The organism is Streptomyces sp. NPDC058663 (assembly GCF_042716745.1).
Classification (GTDB): domain Bacteria; phylum Actinomycetota; class Actinomycetes; order Streptomycetales; family Streptomycetaceae; genus Streptomyces.
In genome coordinates this window covers 14,955-26,720 of record NZ_JBHXRV010000035.1, presented here as the reverse complement: position 1 = coordinate 26,720, position 11,766 = coordinate 14,955, and the positions used below count along the sequence as shown (strand labels likewise).

General features: G+C 70.5%; 26 protein-coding genes. 24 read left to right on the top strand and 2 right to left on the bottom strand.

Annotated features, from left to right (window positions below; all coding sequences use genetic code 11):
• The first annotated feature begins 5 nt into the window (after positions 1-5).
• The 18 genes from ACFWVV_RS24595 to ACFWVV_RS24510 all read left to right on the top strand — a co-directional run bounded on the left by ACFWVV_RS24595 (position 6) and on the right by ACFWVV_RS24510 (position 7,874).
• Positions 6-479, top strand: a complete 474-nt coding sequence (locus ACFWVV_RS24595) for a WhiB family transcriptional regulator (protein ID WP_384354601.1) — start codon at positions 6-8, stop codon at positions 477-479.
• A complete protein-coding gene (locus tag ACFWVV_RS24590) occupies positions 476-1,042 on the top strand; it encodes a hypothetical protein (protein ID WP_384354603.1) in 567 nt (188 codons plus the stop codon). Before ACFWVV_RS24595 ends, ACFWVV_RS24590 begins: the two co-directional genes overlap by 4 nt.
• A gap of 160 nt (positions 1,043-1,202) precedes the next feature.
• Entirely contained in the window at positions 1,203-1,382 is a 180-nt protein-coding gene (locus ACFWVV_RS24585; protein ID WP_384354605.1) for a hypothetical protein, read from the top strand.
• Positions 1,383-1,396: 14 nt separating this feature from the next.
• Positions 1,397-1,660, top strand: a complete 264-nt coding sequence (locus tag ACFWVV_RS24580) for a hypothetical protein (RefSeq protein WP_384354607.1) — start codon at positions 1,397-1,399, stop codon at positions 1,658-1,660.
• Entirely contained in the window at positions 1,657-1,884 is a 228-nt protein-coding gene (locus ACFWVV_RS24575; RefSeq protein WP_384354609.1) for a hypothetical protein, read from the top strand. Before ACFWVV_RS24580 ends, ACFWVV_RS24575 begins: the two co-directional genes overlap by 4 nt.
• Positions 1,881-2,297 carry a hypothetical protein gene (locus ACFWVV_RS24570; protein ID WP_384354611.1) on the top strand — a complete coding sequence of 139 codons (417 nt, stop codon included), beginning with the start codon at positions 1,881-1,883 and terminating at the stop codon, positions 2,295-2,297. Before ACFWVV_RS24575 ends, ACFWVV_RS24570 begins: the two co-directional genes overlap by 4 nt.
• The gene (locus ACFWVV_RS24565; RefSeq protein ID WP_384354613.1) at positions 2,294-2,812 is read left to right on the top strand and encodes a hypothetical protein; all 519 of its coding nucleotides are present in this window, start codon (positions 2,294-2,296) and stop codon (positions 2,810-2,812) included. Before ACFWVV_RS24570 ends, ACFWVV_RS24565 begins: the two co-directional genes overlap by 4 nt.
• Positions 2,809-3,348, top strand: a complete 540-nt coding sequence (locus tag ACFWVV_RS24560) for a helix-turn-helix domain-containing protein (RefSeq protein ID WP_384354615.1) — start codon at positions 2,809-2,811, stop codon at positions 3,346-3,348. Before ACFWVV_RS24565 ends, ACFWVV_RS24560 begins: the two co-directional genes overlap by 4 nt.
• Positions 3,349-3,443: 95 nt before the next feature.
• Positions 3,444-3,881 (top strand): hypothetical protein, encoded by a 438-nt coding sequence (locus tag ACFWVV_RS24555; protein WP_384354617.1) that lies wholly within the window; start codon positions 3,444-3,446, stop codon positions 3,879-3,881.
• Positions 3,878-4,057: a hypothetical protein gene (locus tag ACFWVV_RS24550; protein ID WP_384354619.1), complete on the top strand. Its 180-nt coding sequence runs from the start codon at positions 3,878-3,880 to the stop codon at positions 4,055-4,057. Before ACFWVV_RS24555 ends, ACFWVV_RS24550 begins: the two co-directional genes overlap by 4 nt.
• A gap of 14 nt (positions 4,058-4,071) precedes the next feature.
• A complete protein-coding gene (locus ACFWVV_RS24545) occupies positions 4,072-4,476 on the top strand; it encodes a hypothetical protein (RefSeq protein ID WP_384354621.1) in 405 nt (134 codons plus the stop codon).
• Entirely contained in the window at positions 4,473-5,378 is a 906-nt protein-coding gene (locus tag ACFWVV_RS24540) for a hypothetical protein (protein WP_384354623.1), read from the top strand. Before ACFWVV_RS24545 ends, ACFWVV_RS24540 begins: the two co-directional genes overlap by 4 nt.
• Positions 5,375-5,539, top strand: coding sequence for a hypothetical protein (locus ACFWVV_RS24535; RefSeq protein WP_384354625.1), 165 nt, complete (start codon positions 5,375-5,377; stop codon positions 5,537-5,539). The genes ACFWVV_RS24540 and ACFWVV_RS24535 overlap by 4 nt, the downstream gene beginning before the upstream one ends.
• Entirely contained in the window at positions 5,536-5,817 is a 282-nt protein-coding gene (locus ACFWVV_RS24530; RefSeq protein WP_384354627.1) for a hypothetical protein, read from the top strand. Before ACFWVV_RS24535 ends, ACFWVV_RS24530 begins: the two co-directional genes overlap by 4 nt.
• Positions 5,817-6,212, top strand: coding sequence for a DUF4326 domain-containing protein (locus ACFWVV_RS24525; RefSeq protein WP_384354629.1), 396 nt, complete (start codon positions 5,817-5,819; stop codon positions 6,210-6,212). Before ACFWVV_RS24530 ends, ACFWVV_RS24525 begins: the two co-directional genes overlap by 1 nt.
• The gene (locus tag ACFWVV_RS24520) at positions 6,209-6,847 is read left to right on the top strand and encodes a hypothetical protein (RefSeq protein WP_384354631.1); all 639 of its coding nucleotides are present in this window, start codon (positions 6,209-6,211) and stop codon (positions 6,845-6,847) included. Before ACFWVV_RS24525 ends, ACFWVV_RS24520 begins: the two co-directional genes overlap by 4 nt.
• Positions 6,844-7,200 carry a hypothetical protein gene (locus ACFWVV_RS24515; protein WP_384354633.1) on the top strand — a complete coding sequence of 119 codons (357 nt, stop codon included), beginning with the start codon at positions 6,844-6,846 and terminating at the stop codon, positions 7,198-7,200. Before ACFWVV_RS24520 ends, ACFWVV_RS24515 begins: the two co-directional genes overlap by 4 nt.
• Positions 7,197-7,874, top strand: a complete 678-nt coding sequence (locus tag ACFWVV_RS24510; protein ID WP_384354635.1) for a nuclease-related domain-containing protein — start codon at positions 7,197-7,199, stop codon at positions 7,872-7,874. Before ACFWVV_RS24515 ends, ACFWVV_RS24510 begins: the two co-directional genes overlap by 4 nt.
• Positions 7,875-7,902: 28 nt before the next feature.
• On the opposite strand, the gene ACFWVV_RS24505 is transcribed toward ACFWVV_RS24510, so the two are convergent.
• Together ACFWVV_RS24505 and ACFWVV_RS24500 are read right to left on the bottom strand one after the other, a co-directional pair.
• On the bottom strand, positions 7,903-8,112 hold the full coding sequence (locus ACFWVV_RS24505) for a hypothetical protein (RefSeq protein WP_384354636.1): 210 nt from the start codon (positions 8,110-8,112) through the stop codon (positions 7,903-7,905).
• A 55-nt stretch (positions 8,113-8,167) separates the two neighbouring features.
• Positions 8,168-8,419 carry a hypothetical protein gene (locus ACFWVV_RS24500; protein ID WP_384354638.1) on the bottom strand — a complete coding sequence of 84 codons (252 nt, stop codon included), beginning with the start codon at positions 8,417-8,419 and terminating at the stop codon, positions 8,168-8,170.
• 106 nt (positions 8,420-8,525) lie between these two features.
• Between ACFWVV_RS24500 and ACFWVV_RS24495 the strand changes: the two genes are divergently transcribed.
• The 6 genes from ACFWVV_RS24495 (at position 8,526) to ACFWVV_RS24470 (ending at position 11,712) form a co-directional block, all read left to right on the top strand.
• On the top strand, positions 8,526-8,891 hold the full coding sequence (locus tag ACFWVV_RS24495; RefSeq protein WP_384354640.1) for a hypothetical protein: 366 nt from the start codon (positions 8,526-8,528) through the stop codon (positions 8,889-8,891).
• Between the two features lie 5 nt (positions 8,892-8,896).
• The gene (locus ACFWVV_RS24490) at positions 8,897-9,229 is read left to right on the top strand and encodes a DUF6233 domain-containing protein (protein ID WP_384354642.1); all 333 of its coding nucleotides are present in this window, start codon (positions 8,897-8,899) and stop codon (positions 9,227-9,229) included.
• 119 nt (positions 9,230-9,348) lie between these two features.
• Positions 9,349-9,870, top strand: a complete 522-nt coding sequence (locus ACFWVV_RS24485; protein ID WP_384354644.1) for a hypothetical protein — start codon at positions 9,349-9,351, stop codon at positions 9,868-9,870.
• 26 nt (positions 9,871-9,896) lie between these two features.
• Positions 9,897-10,226 (top strand): hypothetical protein, encoded by a 330-nt coding sequence (locus ACFWVV_RS24480; RefSeq protein ID WP_384354646.1) that lies wholly within the window; start codon positions 9,897-9,899, stop codon positions 10,224-10,226.
• A 71-nt stretch (positions 10,227-10,297) separates the two neighbouring features.
• Positions 10,298-10,846 (top strand): hypothetical protein, encoded by a 549-nt coding sequence (locus tag ACFWVV_RS24475; RefSeq protein ID WP_384354648.1) that lies wholly within the window; start codon positions 10,298-10,300, stop codon positions 10,844-10,846.
• Complete coding sequence (locus ACFWVV_RS24470; RefSeq protein ID WP_384354652.1) at positions 10,843-11,712, top strand: hypothetical protein; 870 nt, start codon at positions 10,843-10,845, stop codon at positions 11,710-11,712. Before ACFWVV_RS24475 ends, ACFWVV_RS24470 begins: the two co-directional genes overlap by 4 nt.
• The last annotated feature ends 54 nt before the right edge of the window (positions 11,713-11,766 follow it).

Below are 11,766 nucleotides of genomic sequence, written 5' to 3'. Positions count from 1 at the left end.
CCCCGATGACCACGACGACAGGCCGCACCATAGCTCTCGCCGTACCGGACTGGCAGTGGCGGGGAGCGTGCAGGGAGGAGAACCCTGAGGTGTTCTTCCCGCACTCCACCAATGAAGTGCTGGCGGAGGTCGCGAAGAGCTGGTGCGCCCGCTGCCCGGTGCAGAAGCCGTGCCTGCAGTGGGCGCTGGAGACCCGGCAGGACTACGGGGTGTGGGGCGGGCTGACGGAGAAGGAGCGGCGCAGGCTGCACGGCCGGAAGCCGCGCGTATACAACACGACGTCGTTGTCGGCGGTGGATCACATCCTTGAGTACCGGCTGGAGGAGTTCCGGGCGGCACGGGCACAGGGCTTTACGCCGTGGCAGGTGGCGGAGGTGCTTGGGACGAATGTGCAGACGGTGAACAACGTGGTGGCGGCGCTGGAGTACATGGGCGCGGTGGCTGAGGTTCTGGCTGAGGAGAGGGTGGAAGCGCCGTGAGGGCGATGTCGGCGGGGGAGCGCGGGGACCTGGCGGAGGCCCTGCTGCCGGAGGCGGCCGGGTTGATGGTCGAGGTGCGGGAGGGGACTCCGGAGGAGATCGGGGACCGGCTTGGGGGGATGTCGCGTACGGAGTTGGAGGGGCTGGCGGTGGTGCTGGCCGCGCTGGCGGACCCGGAGATGGTGTTGCGGGATGCGCTGGCGTGGGTGGACTTCGACGAGTACGGGCGGCCGGCTGCGGCCGTGCCGAGGTGGCGTGTTCCGCGGTTGGACCGGTCGGTGCGGGACTTGGTGCCGGATGCGGCGCCGCGGTCGGCGGGGGTGGACCGGGTGGCGGTGGAGCGGGCGTTGCAGCAGGGCGGGACGGTGCTGACGTCTGCGGAGCGGGCGGTGGCGGTGGATGTGGGGATCCGCAAGGGGATGGGGTACGACCTGGTGGCGTCGCGGCTGGGGATGTCCAGGTATGCGGTGGAGCAGGCGTGGACGCGGGCGAAGGTGCGGGCGCGGGCGGAGGGGCGTTCGGTGCCGGTGGAGTCGGTGGATGAGATTCGGGACGCCGGCTGAGGGGTGCGGGGTGGTGTGAGGGGTCTGGCCTTTGGGTCGGGCCCCTCTTTGCGTGGCATCCTCTGCCATATTATATTGCGCGTGCACCACAATATGGGTAGTCTGGTGGAGCCGACAACGAGGGCCAACGGCCCCGGAGTTACCACCCCAAGGGGAACCCATGCTCACCGAACTGCGCCTCGTCGACCCCCACGGATACACCGTCCCCGGCACCCTCCACACCGTCTCCGACGGCACCGCCGACGACATCCGCGAGCACCTCCTCACCGAGGTCGCCCCCGCACACGCCGCCCAGTGGGCCGACCACGGCTACGACGCCCGCAACTACCGCATCGCCTGAGGGAGCAGCAGCCCATGACCCACCTGCCGTTCAAGGGCCGTGTCACCGGCATGAGGCGTGGCCACATCCGCTTCCCCTTCGGTACCGTCCCCGCCCCCTTCGGATGCCGCTGGTGCGGCCACGGCACCGCCCGAAGCCATGGCCGGGCGTACATCCCCAGCAAGGGCATCCACGGGTGGGAGCAGCCCACCCCGGCCCAGATCCTCGCCCGCATGCGCTACCGACGCCGGCTGCGCCTGCAGGCCCGCGCCCTCACCAACGAAGGAGAACTGACGTGAGCGTCTACTACCCGCCGCCCGCCGAGCACGAGAACCTCATCAGGGCCGCGCTGCGCGTCATCGAGTCCACCCACTACCAGCGCGCTGACGACCCGCACGCCGACGCGGAAGTGCAGTACGCGCAGGAGCAGCTGGCCCTCGCTGCCCGCGCCCTCACGGAGGCCGTGGACCGCCAGAAGCCGGACGAGCAGCCCATCGGCTGGACGGTCGGTGAGGTGCGATGAACCAAGCCGTCACCGACCCCATGAAGTACGCCTACAGCCTGTGGGTGCAGCTCAAGAGGCACCAGCCGGCCGTCGCGGCAGCCCTCGCTGTTCAGCTTGAGGCGGTAGGCGCGGAGTGGCCGCAGCGCGAGTTCTTCGGCACGCGAAGCATTCCTCTCCTCCTCGCCTCCCGCCCCAACATTGCCCCGGAGTACGACGTCCTGCCGGAGATCGCCCCGTTCTATGCGGATGACCCGGAGGAGTGCGAAGCGTGCCTGGAGGTCGGTGACCAGTGCCGGTGGCACCGCGGCTACGGCACGGGTCACGACGAGCTACGCCACTGGCTCCTCCAGGTCCTCAAGGAGAACCCTGCTATCACTGTTGCTGAGGCACTCGAGCAGCACGCCGCAGAGGCTGACGGTGAGGGCCTGTGAGTGCCTGGGCTGTCGGAACGCGCATTGCTGCGGTCCGGGACGCGACGGACACCACCGTGTACCTGTACGGGCGCGGTGTGTACGCCGGCGACTTCCCCCGCCCCGGCTCCGGGAACTGGTCCGAGGAGATCCGGCAGTCGGCCAGGAACGTCATCGAGGCCGAACTGCGGGCCACGGACACTGAGCAGCTTCGGGCCTCTGACGATGCCTGGATGGTCCGCACGATCGCCGAGACCGTGACCGCGGGCAAGCGCACGCAGGAGGAAGCTGACCGCGACCTTGCCGAGTACCGGAAGGTCCGTGCGGAGCGGGATGCCCACCGTGCTGCGACACCCCTGGAGGAGCAGGTCGACGAGCTACTCAACGCCATGGATCTGAACCCGCGCCTGGATCTGGATGGCGGGGGAGTGGTGTGGGGCTACGAGTGCTGGTGGATGCCGGAGGCGAAGTTCGACGCCATGTACGGCGAGCACACCGTCGTGGAGGTTCCGGAGCCTGTACGGAGCGATAGGTGACCGCCCGCGCCCAGGTGGGCCCGTCGCCGGTCGGTGGCGGGCCCGTCGTCTCCCTGGACCTGGACGACCTGGTCGCCGACATCGGTGACCGGATTCGCGCCGAGCGACAGCACCGCGGCTGGTCCCAGGCCGAGCTCGGAACTAGGGCCGGCATCCCTACGCAGTACGTCGGCCTGGCCGAGGCCGGGAACGCCGCACTGCCCGTGGCCCGCCTTGCGCAGTTGTGTCACGGGCTGGGTGTGTCCATGGGGTACCTGCTGGCCGACGGGTGGGAGATGCCGGAGCGGAAGGCGCCGGTGGTGGCGCTGACATCCCGGCAGGCCCAGGTCTTGGTAGAGGCCAGGTCCGGGGCGCCGTTGTCCCGGGTTGCGGTGCGGCTCGGCATGTCGCGGGAGTCGGTGAGCGCCCGGTTGTCGGAGGCGTACCGGGTGCTGGGGGTGTCGCACTTGCCGCACGGGGGCCGCCGGGAGGCTGCGGTGCGGGCGGCGGTGGACCGCGGGCTCCTCGACGTGACCATGTTCGACAACTCAGCGTGACCGATTCGTGGTGCGGGTCTCCCGATCCCCGGGCTGAGAGCCGCACCGCCCCCTGATCCGTAACCCACCGTCACATCACTGATGAGAGGCCCCACATGAACCCACGCACCCACACCCCAGACTGCGTCACCCTCACAGACGACGGCCACGAGAGCATCCGGTTCACCCTCAAGCGGGCCTGCAACGGCTGCGGAAATCTCCTCGGCGACCTCGACGACCGGGACCTCGACGGCAACGGCCACACCACCGATGTCCGCGGCGAGTGCCCGAACTGTGAGGAGCTCGTCCGCCTGGAGCGGATCGGATGCCGGACCTGGCACGTCACCCTCCGAAGCATCACCCAGGTCGACAACGACATCGACAAGCTGGGCGTGTTCGCCAAGGGGTACCGGCAGGAGGTCGACGGCAAGCTCCAGGCGGTCGGCCTCCGCGTCGGTGACGGCTACGCGGACCGGGTGGTCGCCCTGTACGGGGACTGGCTCGTCTACCACCCCGACGGGCACTTCAGCGTCCATAAGGCGCCCGCGACGTGACCGCCGGCCCGCTCCCGCCCTGTGACCCGGAGTGGACCTGCGACGACGTCGACGACACCTCCGACGATCCCCGGCTCTGCGACCTCCGCGGCCAAGGACTTACCGCAATCCAGCTCCACACCATCACCGACGTGCCGCTCACCACCGACCACCTCACCGAACAGCCCACCCACTGACCAGGAGGCATCCCATGCCGTACCCCCAGCTGCTCACCCCCGAAGAGATGCTGACATCCGCGATGGCACGGCTCGGCATCAACGACGTCGTCGTGCTGTGCGGGTCCATGCGGTTCGCCGACCAGATGGCCGAAGTCGGGGTCGAGGAGTCCGTGGCCGGCGCCTTGGTCCTCAAGCCGGACTGCAACATGAAGCTCTCCCACCGGCTGTGGGAGGACTCGGCCGAGGCGGAGGCACTGAAGGCACGCCTGGACGACCAGCACCGGCAGAAGATCCGCCTGGCCCACCGGGTCATCGTCGTGGGGGACTACGTTGGCGACTCCACGAAAGCGGAGATCCGATACGCCCGAGGGCTGGGCAAACCGGTCCGGTTCACGCACCCCGAGGTCGACCCGTCCGTGGACGGGGGCCAGCGATGACCGAGCAGACCCCCAGCCTCCGCGACCGGATCCGCCGCGCGTGCGCCGAAGCCGACGGCTTCCGCTTCGAAAGCCTGGAGCCGCACGACTACCAGAAGCACGCCGACGCGCTGCTGGCCCTCCACCCCGTGGGCGCCGACCGGGCCGAACTCCGCGACCGCATCGCAGAGGTGTGGACCGTTTGGGCCGAGGACGAATCCACACTTGGTCACTACAGCGACGAGGTCACCGCGAAGCTCGCCGCAATCGAGTTCCACCAGGAGACAGAAACCCCCGGGCTGGAGTTCGTGTACGGGTGGCACGAGTACGGGGGGCGGCTGGAGCTGATTGCTGGCGGCGACGACACTGGGCTCCGCGTTAGGTGCGAGAAGGTGCGCGGCACAGTCCCGGCCTGGCCCGGCGAGAAGCGCGCGGGCTGTGAGGAGACCACCCTCCGCGCCCGGATCGCCCAGACGCTCGCCGACGCGGATGGATGGCAGTGGGCCGAGGGATGGGACAAGACGAAGAGCCCGAGCTTCCAGGAGTACCTGCGCCACGCCGACGCGGTGCTGGCCGTGCTCCCCGCAGGCGCCGACCGGGCCACTGCGGTTCTCGCCCGAGTCCGCAGCTGGATGACGAGTGACGTCGTCACCGCGCGCAGCGAGTTCGGTGAGGGATACCGCGAGGCGCAACGCGACATCCGAGACCTCCTCGATGGCGGCCGCCTGGCCGACGAGGCCGAGCGGCAGCCCGGGGAGGCGCCCGCGCCCGCCACCGTCCACGCGTGCCCGGGCCCCGACGATAACGGCATCAGCCCCTGCTGCTGCCGACCTCCGTTCGAGATGCCCCGGGGTGAGCGGATCACCCGCGACCCGGACGCCGTCACCTGCACCGGCACGCCTGCCGAGGGGAGCACCTCGTGACCCTGGAAGCCGCGTTCAACACCTTGCTCCGCGCTCTCGCCAGCCTCCCCGACCCGGCGTCCGTCCTCATCGCTGGTGTGGTCATGGTGCTCGCCACCGCACACGTCTGCGGCCACCTCGTCCTGTCCCTGCCCTGGGCCCGTACGGGGGAGGGCCGGTGATCCTCCTCGCCGTCCTCTGCGCGCTCACCCTGGGGTACGTGGTCGGCCGGTGGAAGCCCGCCTACCGCACCCTCTCCTGGGCCCTACGCGAGAGCGCCCTTGACGGCGTCAGGTACGAGAGCGGCCGCCCCCGTCCCACCAACGTCCGCTACCGGGCCGCCCGGGCGGTGCAGCGCACGGATGTCCTGCTGTGGTTTGCCCGCCACCCCCTCGACACCTGGCGGTACCGCAGCGACCAGCCGATCACCTTCCAAGACCCCACCGAGGAGCCCTCCTGATGCCCGAACGACTCCAGCGCCAGCGCACCAAGGGCTGGCGCAAGCCCGAGAACTGCGTGATCGTCAGCCGACCCAGCAGGTTCGGCAACCCATTCACGCTGGCCTTGGCCTACGAGCTCGGCTACGCCCCCGCAGGTGACGCGGAAGCCGCACGGCGAGCAGCGTCCGGTGCCTTCCAGTCCTGGCTGGACGGCGACCGCAACATGTGGACGTCACCCAAGGGTGACGAGGCACGCGACCGGATCCTTGCCGACCTGCCCCTGCTGCGCGGCAAGGACCTGGCGTGCACGTGCCCGCTGCCGGAGCCGGGCGAGCCTGACCACTGCCATGCCGTAGCGCTGCTGCGTCTGGCCAACATCACCGCCGCAGAAGCGACAGAGGAGCCCACCGCATGATCGAGCCCCGCCGCTCCGTCGCTACCATCACCGACCGCGAACTCGCCCGGCTGTACCTCCGCATCGAGGCGCTGGAGCGTGCGGTCGGTGAGGTGGCCACCGAAGCAGCAGCCCACCGGTTCTGCCTGATGCGGCAGAACACCGTGATCCAGCGGGCCGAACACGCCGAGGCCGCCCTCGCCCGGATTGGTCAGATGGTCGACGCGTGGGAGCGGCGGCTGCCCGAGACCGTCCGCACCGCAACGGTGATCGAGGCCATCCGCCACGCCCTGGGGCGCAACGCGTACTCCCGGGCGGGCGCCGTGCTGGCGGCGCTTGATGACGTCGACTGGCGCGGCCCGGTGCGTGACGAGTTGGCCCCGATGTTCGAGGGGTTCGAGCGGCTCCTGACTACGAGCAGCCGTGACTGGGGGGAGTACTGGGTCGATGCGTGGTTGTACGCCGTCCTAGTCGGCTGGGACTGTGAGGACGCGGAGCACAACAGGACGTGTGTGCACGGAGCGTTGGAGGAGATGGCGGCCCGGCACGGGTGGGATGACGAGACGGTGGCGAAGGTGCGCCGGTACCGGTCTGCGGTGCGTGCCGTCGTCGAGGCCGGCCAGGGCGGAAGCAACACGAGTGGGGGAGAAGGTTGAGCACGGCGAAGCGGTTGGCGTTGCTGGGGGCCCTGTGGGGTATCGGTCTGCTTGCTGCGGGGCTGATCCCGTACGTGTGGACGCACGAGCCCGGGAAGCGGGTGCCGTGGCTGCTCCTGGCGGTCCTGACCCTGCTGGGCGCGTGCCTGTACACGTTCGTCGAGATGCGGGTCCGGCGGTTGTCGGCGCGTGCGGCGTCAGGTCACGTGTACCTGTCGACGGGGTGCTTCCACGGGGAGCACGCGTACTGCCAGTCGATGACCGGGCAGCAGGGGGAGAAGCGTCCGGGGCGGTGCAAGTTCTGTGAGGCGCGGTGCACGTGCTCGTGCCACGTGGGGGAGGTGCCGGCGTGAGCGCGGTGAACTCTGCGGCCGCGCAGGCGGCGGCTCTGCGGGCAGGTGCGCGAAAGGGGGTGTGGCGGCGCCTGGTCGCGTTCTGCGGGCTCCGTACGAAGGCGATGGTCCGTGCGGACGTTGCGGCTGCCCGGTGGGCTCACGGGGCCGCTGGGGAGGCTGCGACTGCCCGGCTGGTGGAACCGCTGCGGGCCGAGGGGTGGCATGTGCTGCACGACCGGGCGTTACCCGGCTCGAGGGCGAACCTCGACACCATCCTCGTGACCCCCTGCGGCACTGGTGTCGTGGTGCTGGACACGAAGGCGTGGCACCGGGGCCGGCCCACCACCCTGATACGGGGGAGGGTGTGCTGCGGGGCGGAGGACCGGCACCGTCAGGTCGAGGCGGTCGTGTCGTACGCGCACCGGGTGGCGGCCGCGGTCGGGATACCAGTGGGCCACGTGGCGCCGCTCCTGGTGGTGCACGGCTCTCCGATACCCGGCGGGCACCTGGCGGCCCGGGTGGACGGGTGGGAGGCGCCGGTGTTCGTGCTGGGGGCGGACTGGCTGCTGTCGACGCTGCGGAAGACGGCCCAGGACCGGATGCCGAACGCGGTGATGGCCGGGCAGCTCGCACGGCATGCGGAGGTGGTACTCCCGCGGTACCTCAGCGGGAGCCAGGCCCCGTCCGCCTAGGAAACAGGCAGGGTGCGTGCACCTTGGGTCAAGCCCGCCTGGTGGCGGTTCGGCGCTCTTCGCGGCGCCGCTTCCACCACTCCAGGCCCAGAGCGCACGCTAGGTACGCGCCCGCTGCTGTCCCCCCGTACGCCGCCGCATCCCACCCCCAGTTCCAGTCCTTGAGGAACCCACGTCCCACCCCCATCACGACGCCGTAGACGAGCGCCACCACGGCGTACTTCCGCCAGTTCGTCATAGGCACCGGCTACCCCGGCCGAAGCGGCGCACCAGACCTGAGGCCTCCGGTCTGGCTACGACGGCGGCGGCCTGTGCCCGGGCTCCCCGACGCCCCATCCGTAGTCGTGTGCCGCTGCGCCCCGCCATTCGATCCACGGGGTGTCAGCGGCCACCAGGTCTTCTGCGTCCTCGACGCCGGCGAGGCGGAGGAGCTCGGCCAGGTCGCCGTCGGAGTAGGCCATGCCGAGGATGGTTCCGTCTGCGGTGACGCGGCGGCCGCCGGTCTCGCCGCGGGGTGGGTGCACGGTGATGGGTGATCCGGACATGACTCCACCGTCGCCCTGGGCGGGGGTGGGCGCATCTGGGTGGGGTGTGGCGCAGATATCGGGGTGTCTGCACGTTCCGATATTCGAACAGACGTAGCATTCGGGTATGGCCTCCTTCACGTTCCCGCCCGCCCTCCTCGACGCGCAGACCCGCCTCCACCAGGCATGGGCCGACCTCGAGGAGCTCGGCAAGACCTTGCCCTGGTCCGCCGAGCCCGCGGAGGGGTACACCGCCCGGCACCGCACCCCCGACCCGGACACCGGTGAGCTCCGCTACAAAGAGTTCCCGGAGAGCCCCGGGTACACCGAAGAGCAGGCCGCGGAGCGCGAGCGCCTGTACGCCCTGATCGGTGAGCTGTCGGAGGAAGTCCGCGGCCACGCCTACTGGGAGTCCCTCGCCGGATCCGGCGACCTGGTCGCTGCCCGGTCCGCGTTGAAGGCGGCCGCCCGCGACAAGGCCCAGGCGGCCTGAGCACCATGTCCGATCTGCCCCCGGATCTGCCGCGTCTCCTCACGTTGGAGACCTGGCACGCCATGCAGCTGGAGCGGATACGGGCGGCGATCCGCGTGGCGGAGGAGGCGGAGGTGTCCCGGCGGCGGGAGGAGGAGCTGCTCGCGCAGCCAGCGCCGGAGTGGCTGGCCGAGTCGAGCCCTGCCGGTGGGCCGGGGGCTGTTCACCGTGGGGACTGCGGGCTGCACGGCGGGCGGGTCAAGGGGATCGGGATCGATGCGGCCAGGAGGGCGATTGTCGAGGGTGCGGAGCCGTGCCCGGCGTGCCGGCCGGAGACGGCGCTGGGGCTGCTGGATTAGGGGAGGTTCCTCCGGACTTCCCAGAAAGCTATGCCCTACCCCATAGACAGATTGCTATGGGGTAGGGCATAGTCATGGGTGTCGGGGAGAACGCGCCCCGCCAACCCGAGGGGGACACGATGACCGCACTCACCGCCACCGCCGCCGCGACCGAGGCCCACGTCACCGTCGCCACCATCCGTACCTGGTGCCGCAAGGGCGTCGTCGCCGCCACGAAGACGGCCGGCCGCTGGGTCATCGACACCGTCTCCCTCGCCCGCCGCATCGCCATCGGTGCCCGCCGCACCGCCCGCAAGGCTCAGGCCCCCGTGTGGACGGTCGAGAACATGCAGGCCATCGGCGGTAACCGCTGGCAGCGGGGCGACATGGACCGCGTGTACTTCAACAACTGGGCCGAGCTCGCCGGGATCGAGACCACCCACTTCGGTACGGGCAACATCTCCTCCGCCTCCTACCAGGGCGAAGGCGTCTCCAACCGCCAGGCGCACAAGCTGCTGGACTCGATCGACAAGGTCTGGTTCGACGCCGCCGACGGCAAGCTCCACGTCCGCTACGGCTACAGCGAGTCCCGCGTCGCCACCCGCCAGGACGTCTGGGACGCCGTCGTCACCGGCATCCGCACGGCCATCGCCGCCCTCTGAACCCTCCACCCCACAAGGAGCCCAACATGATCACCACCGGATACGGCAGCTGGTACAACCACACCGGCAGCAACCTCAACCCCGAGAGCGACATCGCCGACTACATGAACGGCGGCGGCACCGACTGGTGCGAGCGCATGGACGAGGCAGGCGCGACCAAGGCCATCGCGGACGACTACCGCGCCGCCGTCGACGCCGCCCTCCCCGACGGGATCTACCTGACCGGTGACGAGTTCCTCGGCCTGCACCGCACCGACCCGAACTACTCCGACGAGATCGGCGACTTCGACATCAAGGGCGCCATCGCGGAGATCGACCTCGGGCCGATCGTCCAGAAGCACGACATCGACGCCTGACCCACCCACCCGTGCGGGACCGCTCCACTCATTGGTCCCGCACCCCTCTGCCCAGGAAGGCCCTTTTGCCGATGACCACCGAGCATGACGACGTCCGGGCGCAACTCCTCGCCGCCGTGGCCGCAGCCGCCGCCCGCGCCGAGGAAGCCCGCTTCCGGGTGGAACTGGCAGCAGATGAGCGGGCGCACGCCATCCGTGCCGCCGTGGAAGCCCTGCCGCGCGGCGGGCGGCCCGTGGTAGCGGACTGGCTGGGGGTGAATGTCCTCCAGGTCGACGTCGCACTGCGCCGGGCCCGGCAGGGAAGCCCCGCGCGCACCCTGCCTGTCGGAGCCACGGACCGCATCCTGGAGGAGCTGCGCGCATCCCTTCCTCCGCTGCCCAGCGAACAGTGGCAGGCGCTCGCGTTCGTGGTGCGCGCCATTTTCATCGACCACGCCTGGCTGAACGACCCCTCCGGCCTCCTCGCCGATGAGGTCGCGGAGGCGAGCGAGGACCTGGAGCTCGCCGACGGCCACGTGCTGGCGAAGGCTGTCCGTAGCTGGTCGGCCGGCCAGACGCTCGCGGTCATCGACGCCTGCCAGCAGGGCAACATCGACGCCCTGCCCACTCAGCCGTCGTGAGCGTGCGCCCCAGCGGCCTGCCCAGAGTCCGCACCCAGCTCCTGCGGCATCTCGAAGACCCGGCGTCCGCGCTGCGCAGCAAGACCGGCGAGGAGAGCCGGCCGGGCCTGGAGGTCGCAACGTCGCACGTGCGGGCAGCGGACCTCTACTGGGTGACCGCAGACATGGCCTCGCTTGCCATGTCGGCAGGCAGCAAGCTCGCCGCGGCACGGTGGGCGACTGCGGACCGGCCCTCCGCGTGCGGGCTGGTCTACTTCGACGGCGGCATCGGCATGCTCGACGCGCAGGGTGTGGAGATGCCCGTGCACGCGATGACGTGGGGACCGAGCAGAGCAGGGTGCGAGGTCGGCATGTACATGGACCGCCGCTACCTCGAACAGCGCTTGCACGGCACGGGCAGGACCGTGGCCCCAGATGAGGTGCCACCGCTGATTCCGATGGTGTCCTACGCGGCCCCGGTCACCGCCGAACCGCACCCGATGGCGGACCTCGACGGCGCCCCGGTGGCACTGTTCGGGGCCCTGGCCGCCGCGTGGCTGCTGATGCAACAGCCCCAGCTCGTCGACCGCTCGCAAGAGCGCCCGAAGGGGCCCACCCGCCGGGCATACGCGCGCGACGGGCTGCCGTCTCCAGACGTGACGGTTGTAGATCTGCGCCGCCAGTACACGCCCAACGGCCAGGAACCCGACGGAGCGAGTGACGGGCGCACGTACCGGCACCGGTGGGTGGTGTCCGGGCACTGGCGCAACCAGGCCTACGGGCCCAGGCAGTCCCTGCGCCGCCAGACCTACGTGCCCGCATACGTGAAGGGCCCGGACGGGGCGCCGCTGCTGAGCACCGAGAAGGTCAACGTGTGGCGACGGTAGGGGAAGTCCTGCCTTCTGGCGCTCCGGTTGTCGGGCTAGTACCGCGCGCGGGTG

Bases quoted from the DNA above. Each gene is read 5' to 3' on its own strand.
- ACFWVV_RS24595 (WP_384354601.1), top strand. From the start codon at position 6: ATGACCACGACGACAGGCCGCACCATAGCTCTCGCCGTACCGGACTGG.
- ACFWVV_RS24585 (WP_384354605.1), top strand. From the start codon at position 1,203: ATGCTCACCGAACTGCGCCTCGTCGACCCCCACGGATACACCGTCCCC.
- ACFWVV_RS24580 (WP_384354607.1), top strand. From the start codon at position 1,397: ATGACCCACCTGCCGTTCAAGGGCCGTGTCACCGGCATGAGGCGTGGC.
- ACFWVV_RS24570 (WP_384354611.1), top strand. From the start codon at position 1,881: ATGAACCAAGCCGTCACCGACCCCATGAAGTACGCCTACAGCCTGTGG.
- ACFWVV_RS24555 (WP_384354617.1), top strand. From the start codon at position 3,444: ATGAACCCACGCACCCACACCCCAGACTGCGTCACCCTCACAGACGAC.
- ACFWVV_RS24545 (WP_384354621.1), top strand. From the start codon at position 4,072: ATGCCGTACCCCCAGCTGCTCACCCCCGAAGAGATGCTGACATCCGCG.
- ACFWVV_RS24540 (WP_384354623.1), top strand. From the start codon at position 4,473: ATGACCGAGCAGACCCCCAGCCTCCGCGACCGGATCCGCCGCGCGTGC.
- ACFWVV_RS24525 (WP_384354629.1), top strand. From the start codon at position 5,817: ATGCCCGAACGACTCCAGCGCCAGCGCACCAAGGGCTGGCGCAAGCCC.
- ACFWVV_RS24520 (WP_384354631.1), top strand. From the start codon at position 6,209: ATGATCGAGCCCCGCCGCTCCGTCGCTACCATCACCGACCGCGAACTC.
- ACFWVV_RS24505 (WP_384354636.1), bottom strand. From the start codon at position 8,112: ATGACGAACTGGCGGAAGTACGCCGTGGTGGCGCTCGTCTACGGCGTC.
- ACFWVV_RS24500 (WP_384354638.1), bottom strand. From the start codon at position 8,419: ATGTCCGGATCACCCATCACCGTGCACCCACCCCGCGGCGAGACCGGC.
- ACFWVV_RS24495 (WP_384354640.1), top strand. From the start codon at position 8,526: ATGGCCTCCTTCACGTTCCCGCCCGCCCTCCTCGACGCGCAGACCCGC.
- ACFWVV_RS24490 (WP_384354642.1), top strand. From the start codon at position 8,897: ATGTCCGATCTGCCCCCGGATCTGCCGCGTCTCCTCACGTTGGAGACC.
- ACFWVV_RS24485 (WP_384354644.1), top strand. From the start codon at position 9,349: ATGACCGCACTCACCGCCACCGCCGCCGCGACCGAGGCCCACGTCACC.
- ACFWVV_RS24480 (WP_384354646.1), top strand. From the start codon at position 9,897: ATGATCACCACCGGATACGGCAGCTGGTACAACCACACCGGCAGCAAC.
- ACFWVV_RS24475 (WP_384354648.1), top strand. From the start codon at position 10,298: ATGACCACCGAGCATGACGACGTCCGGGCGCAACTCCTCGCCGCCGTG.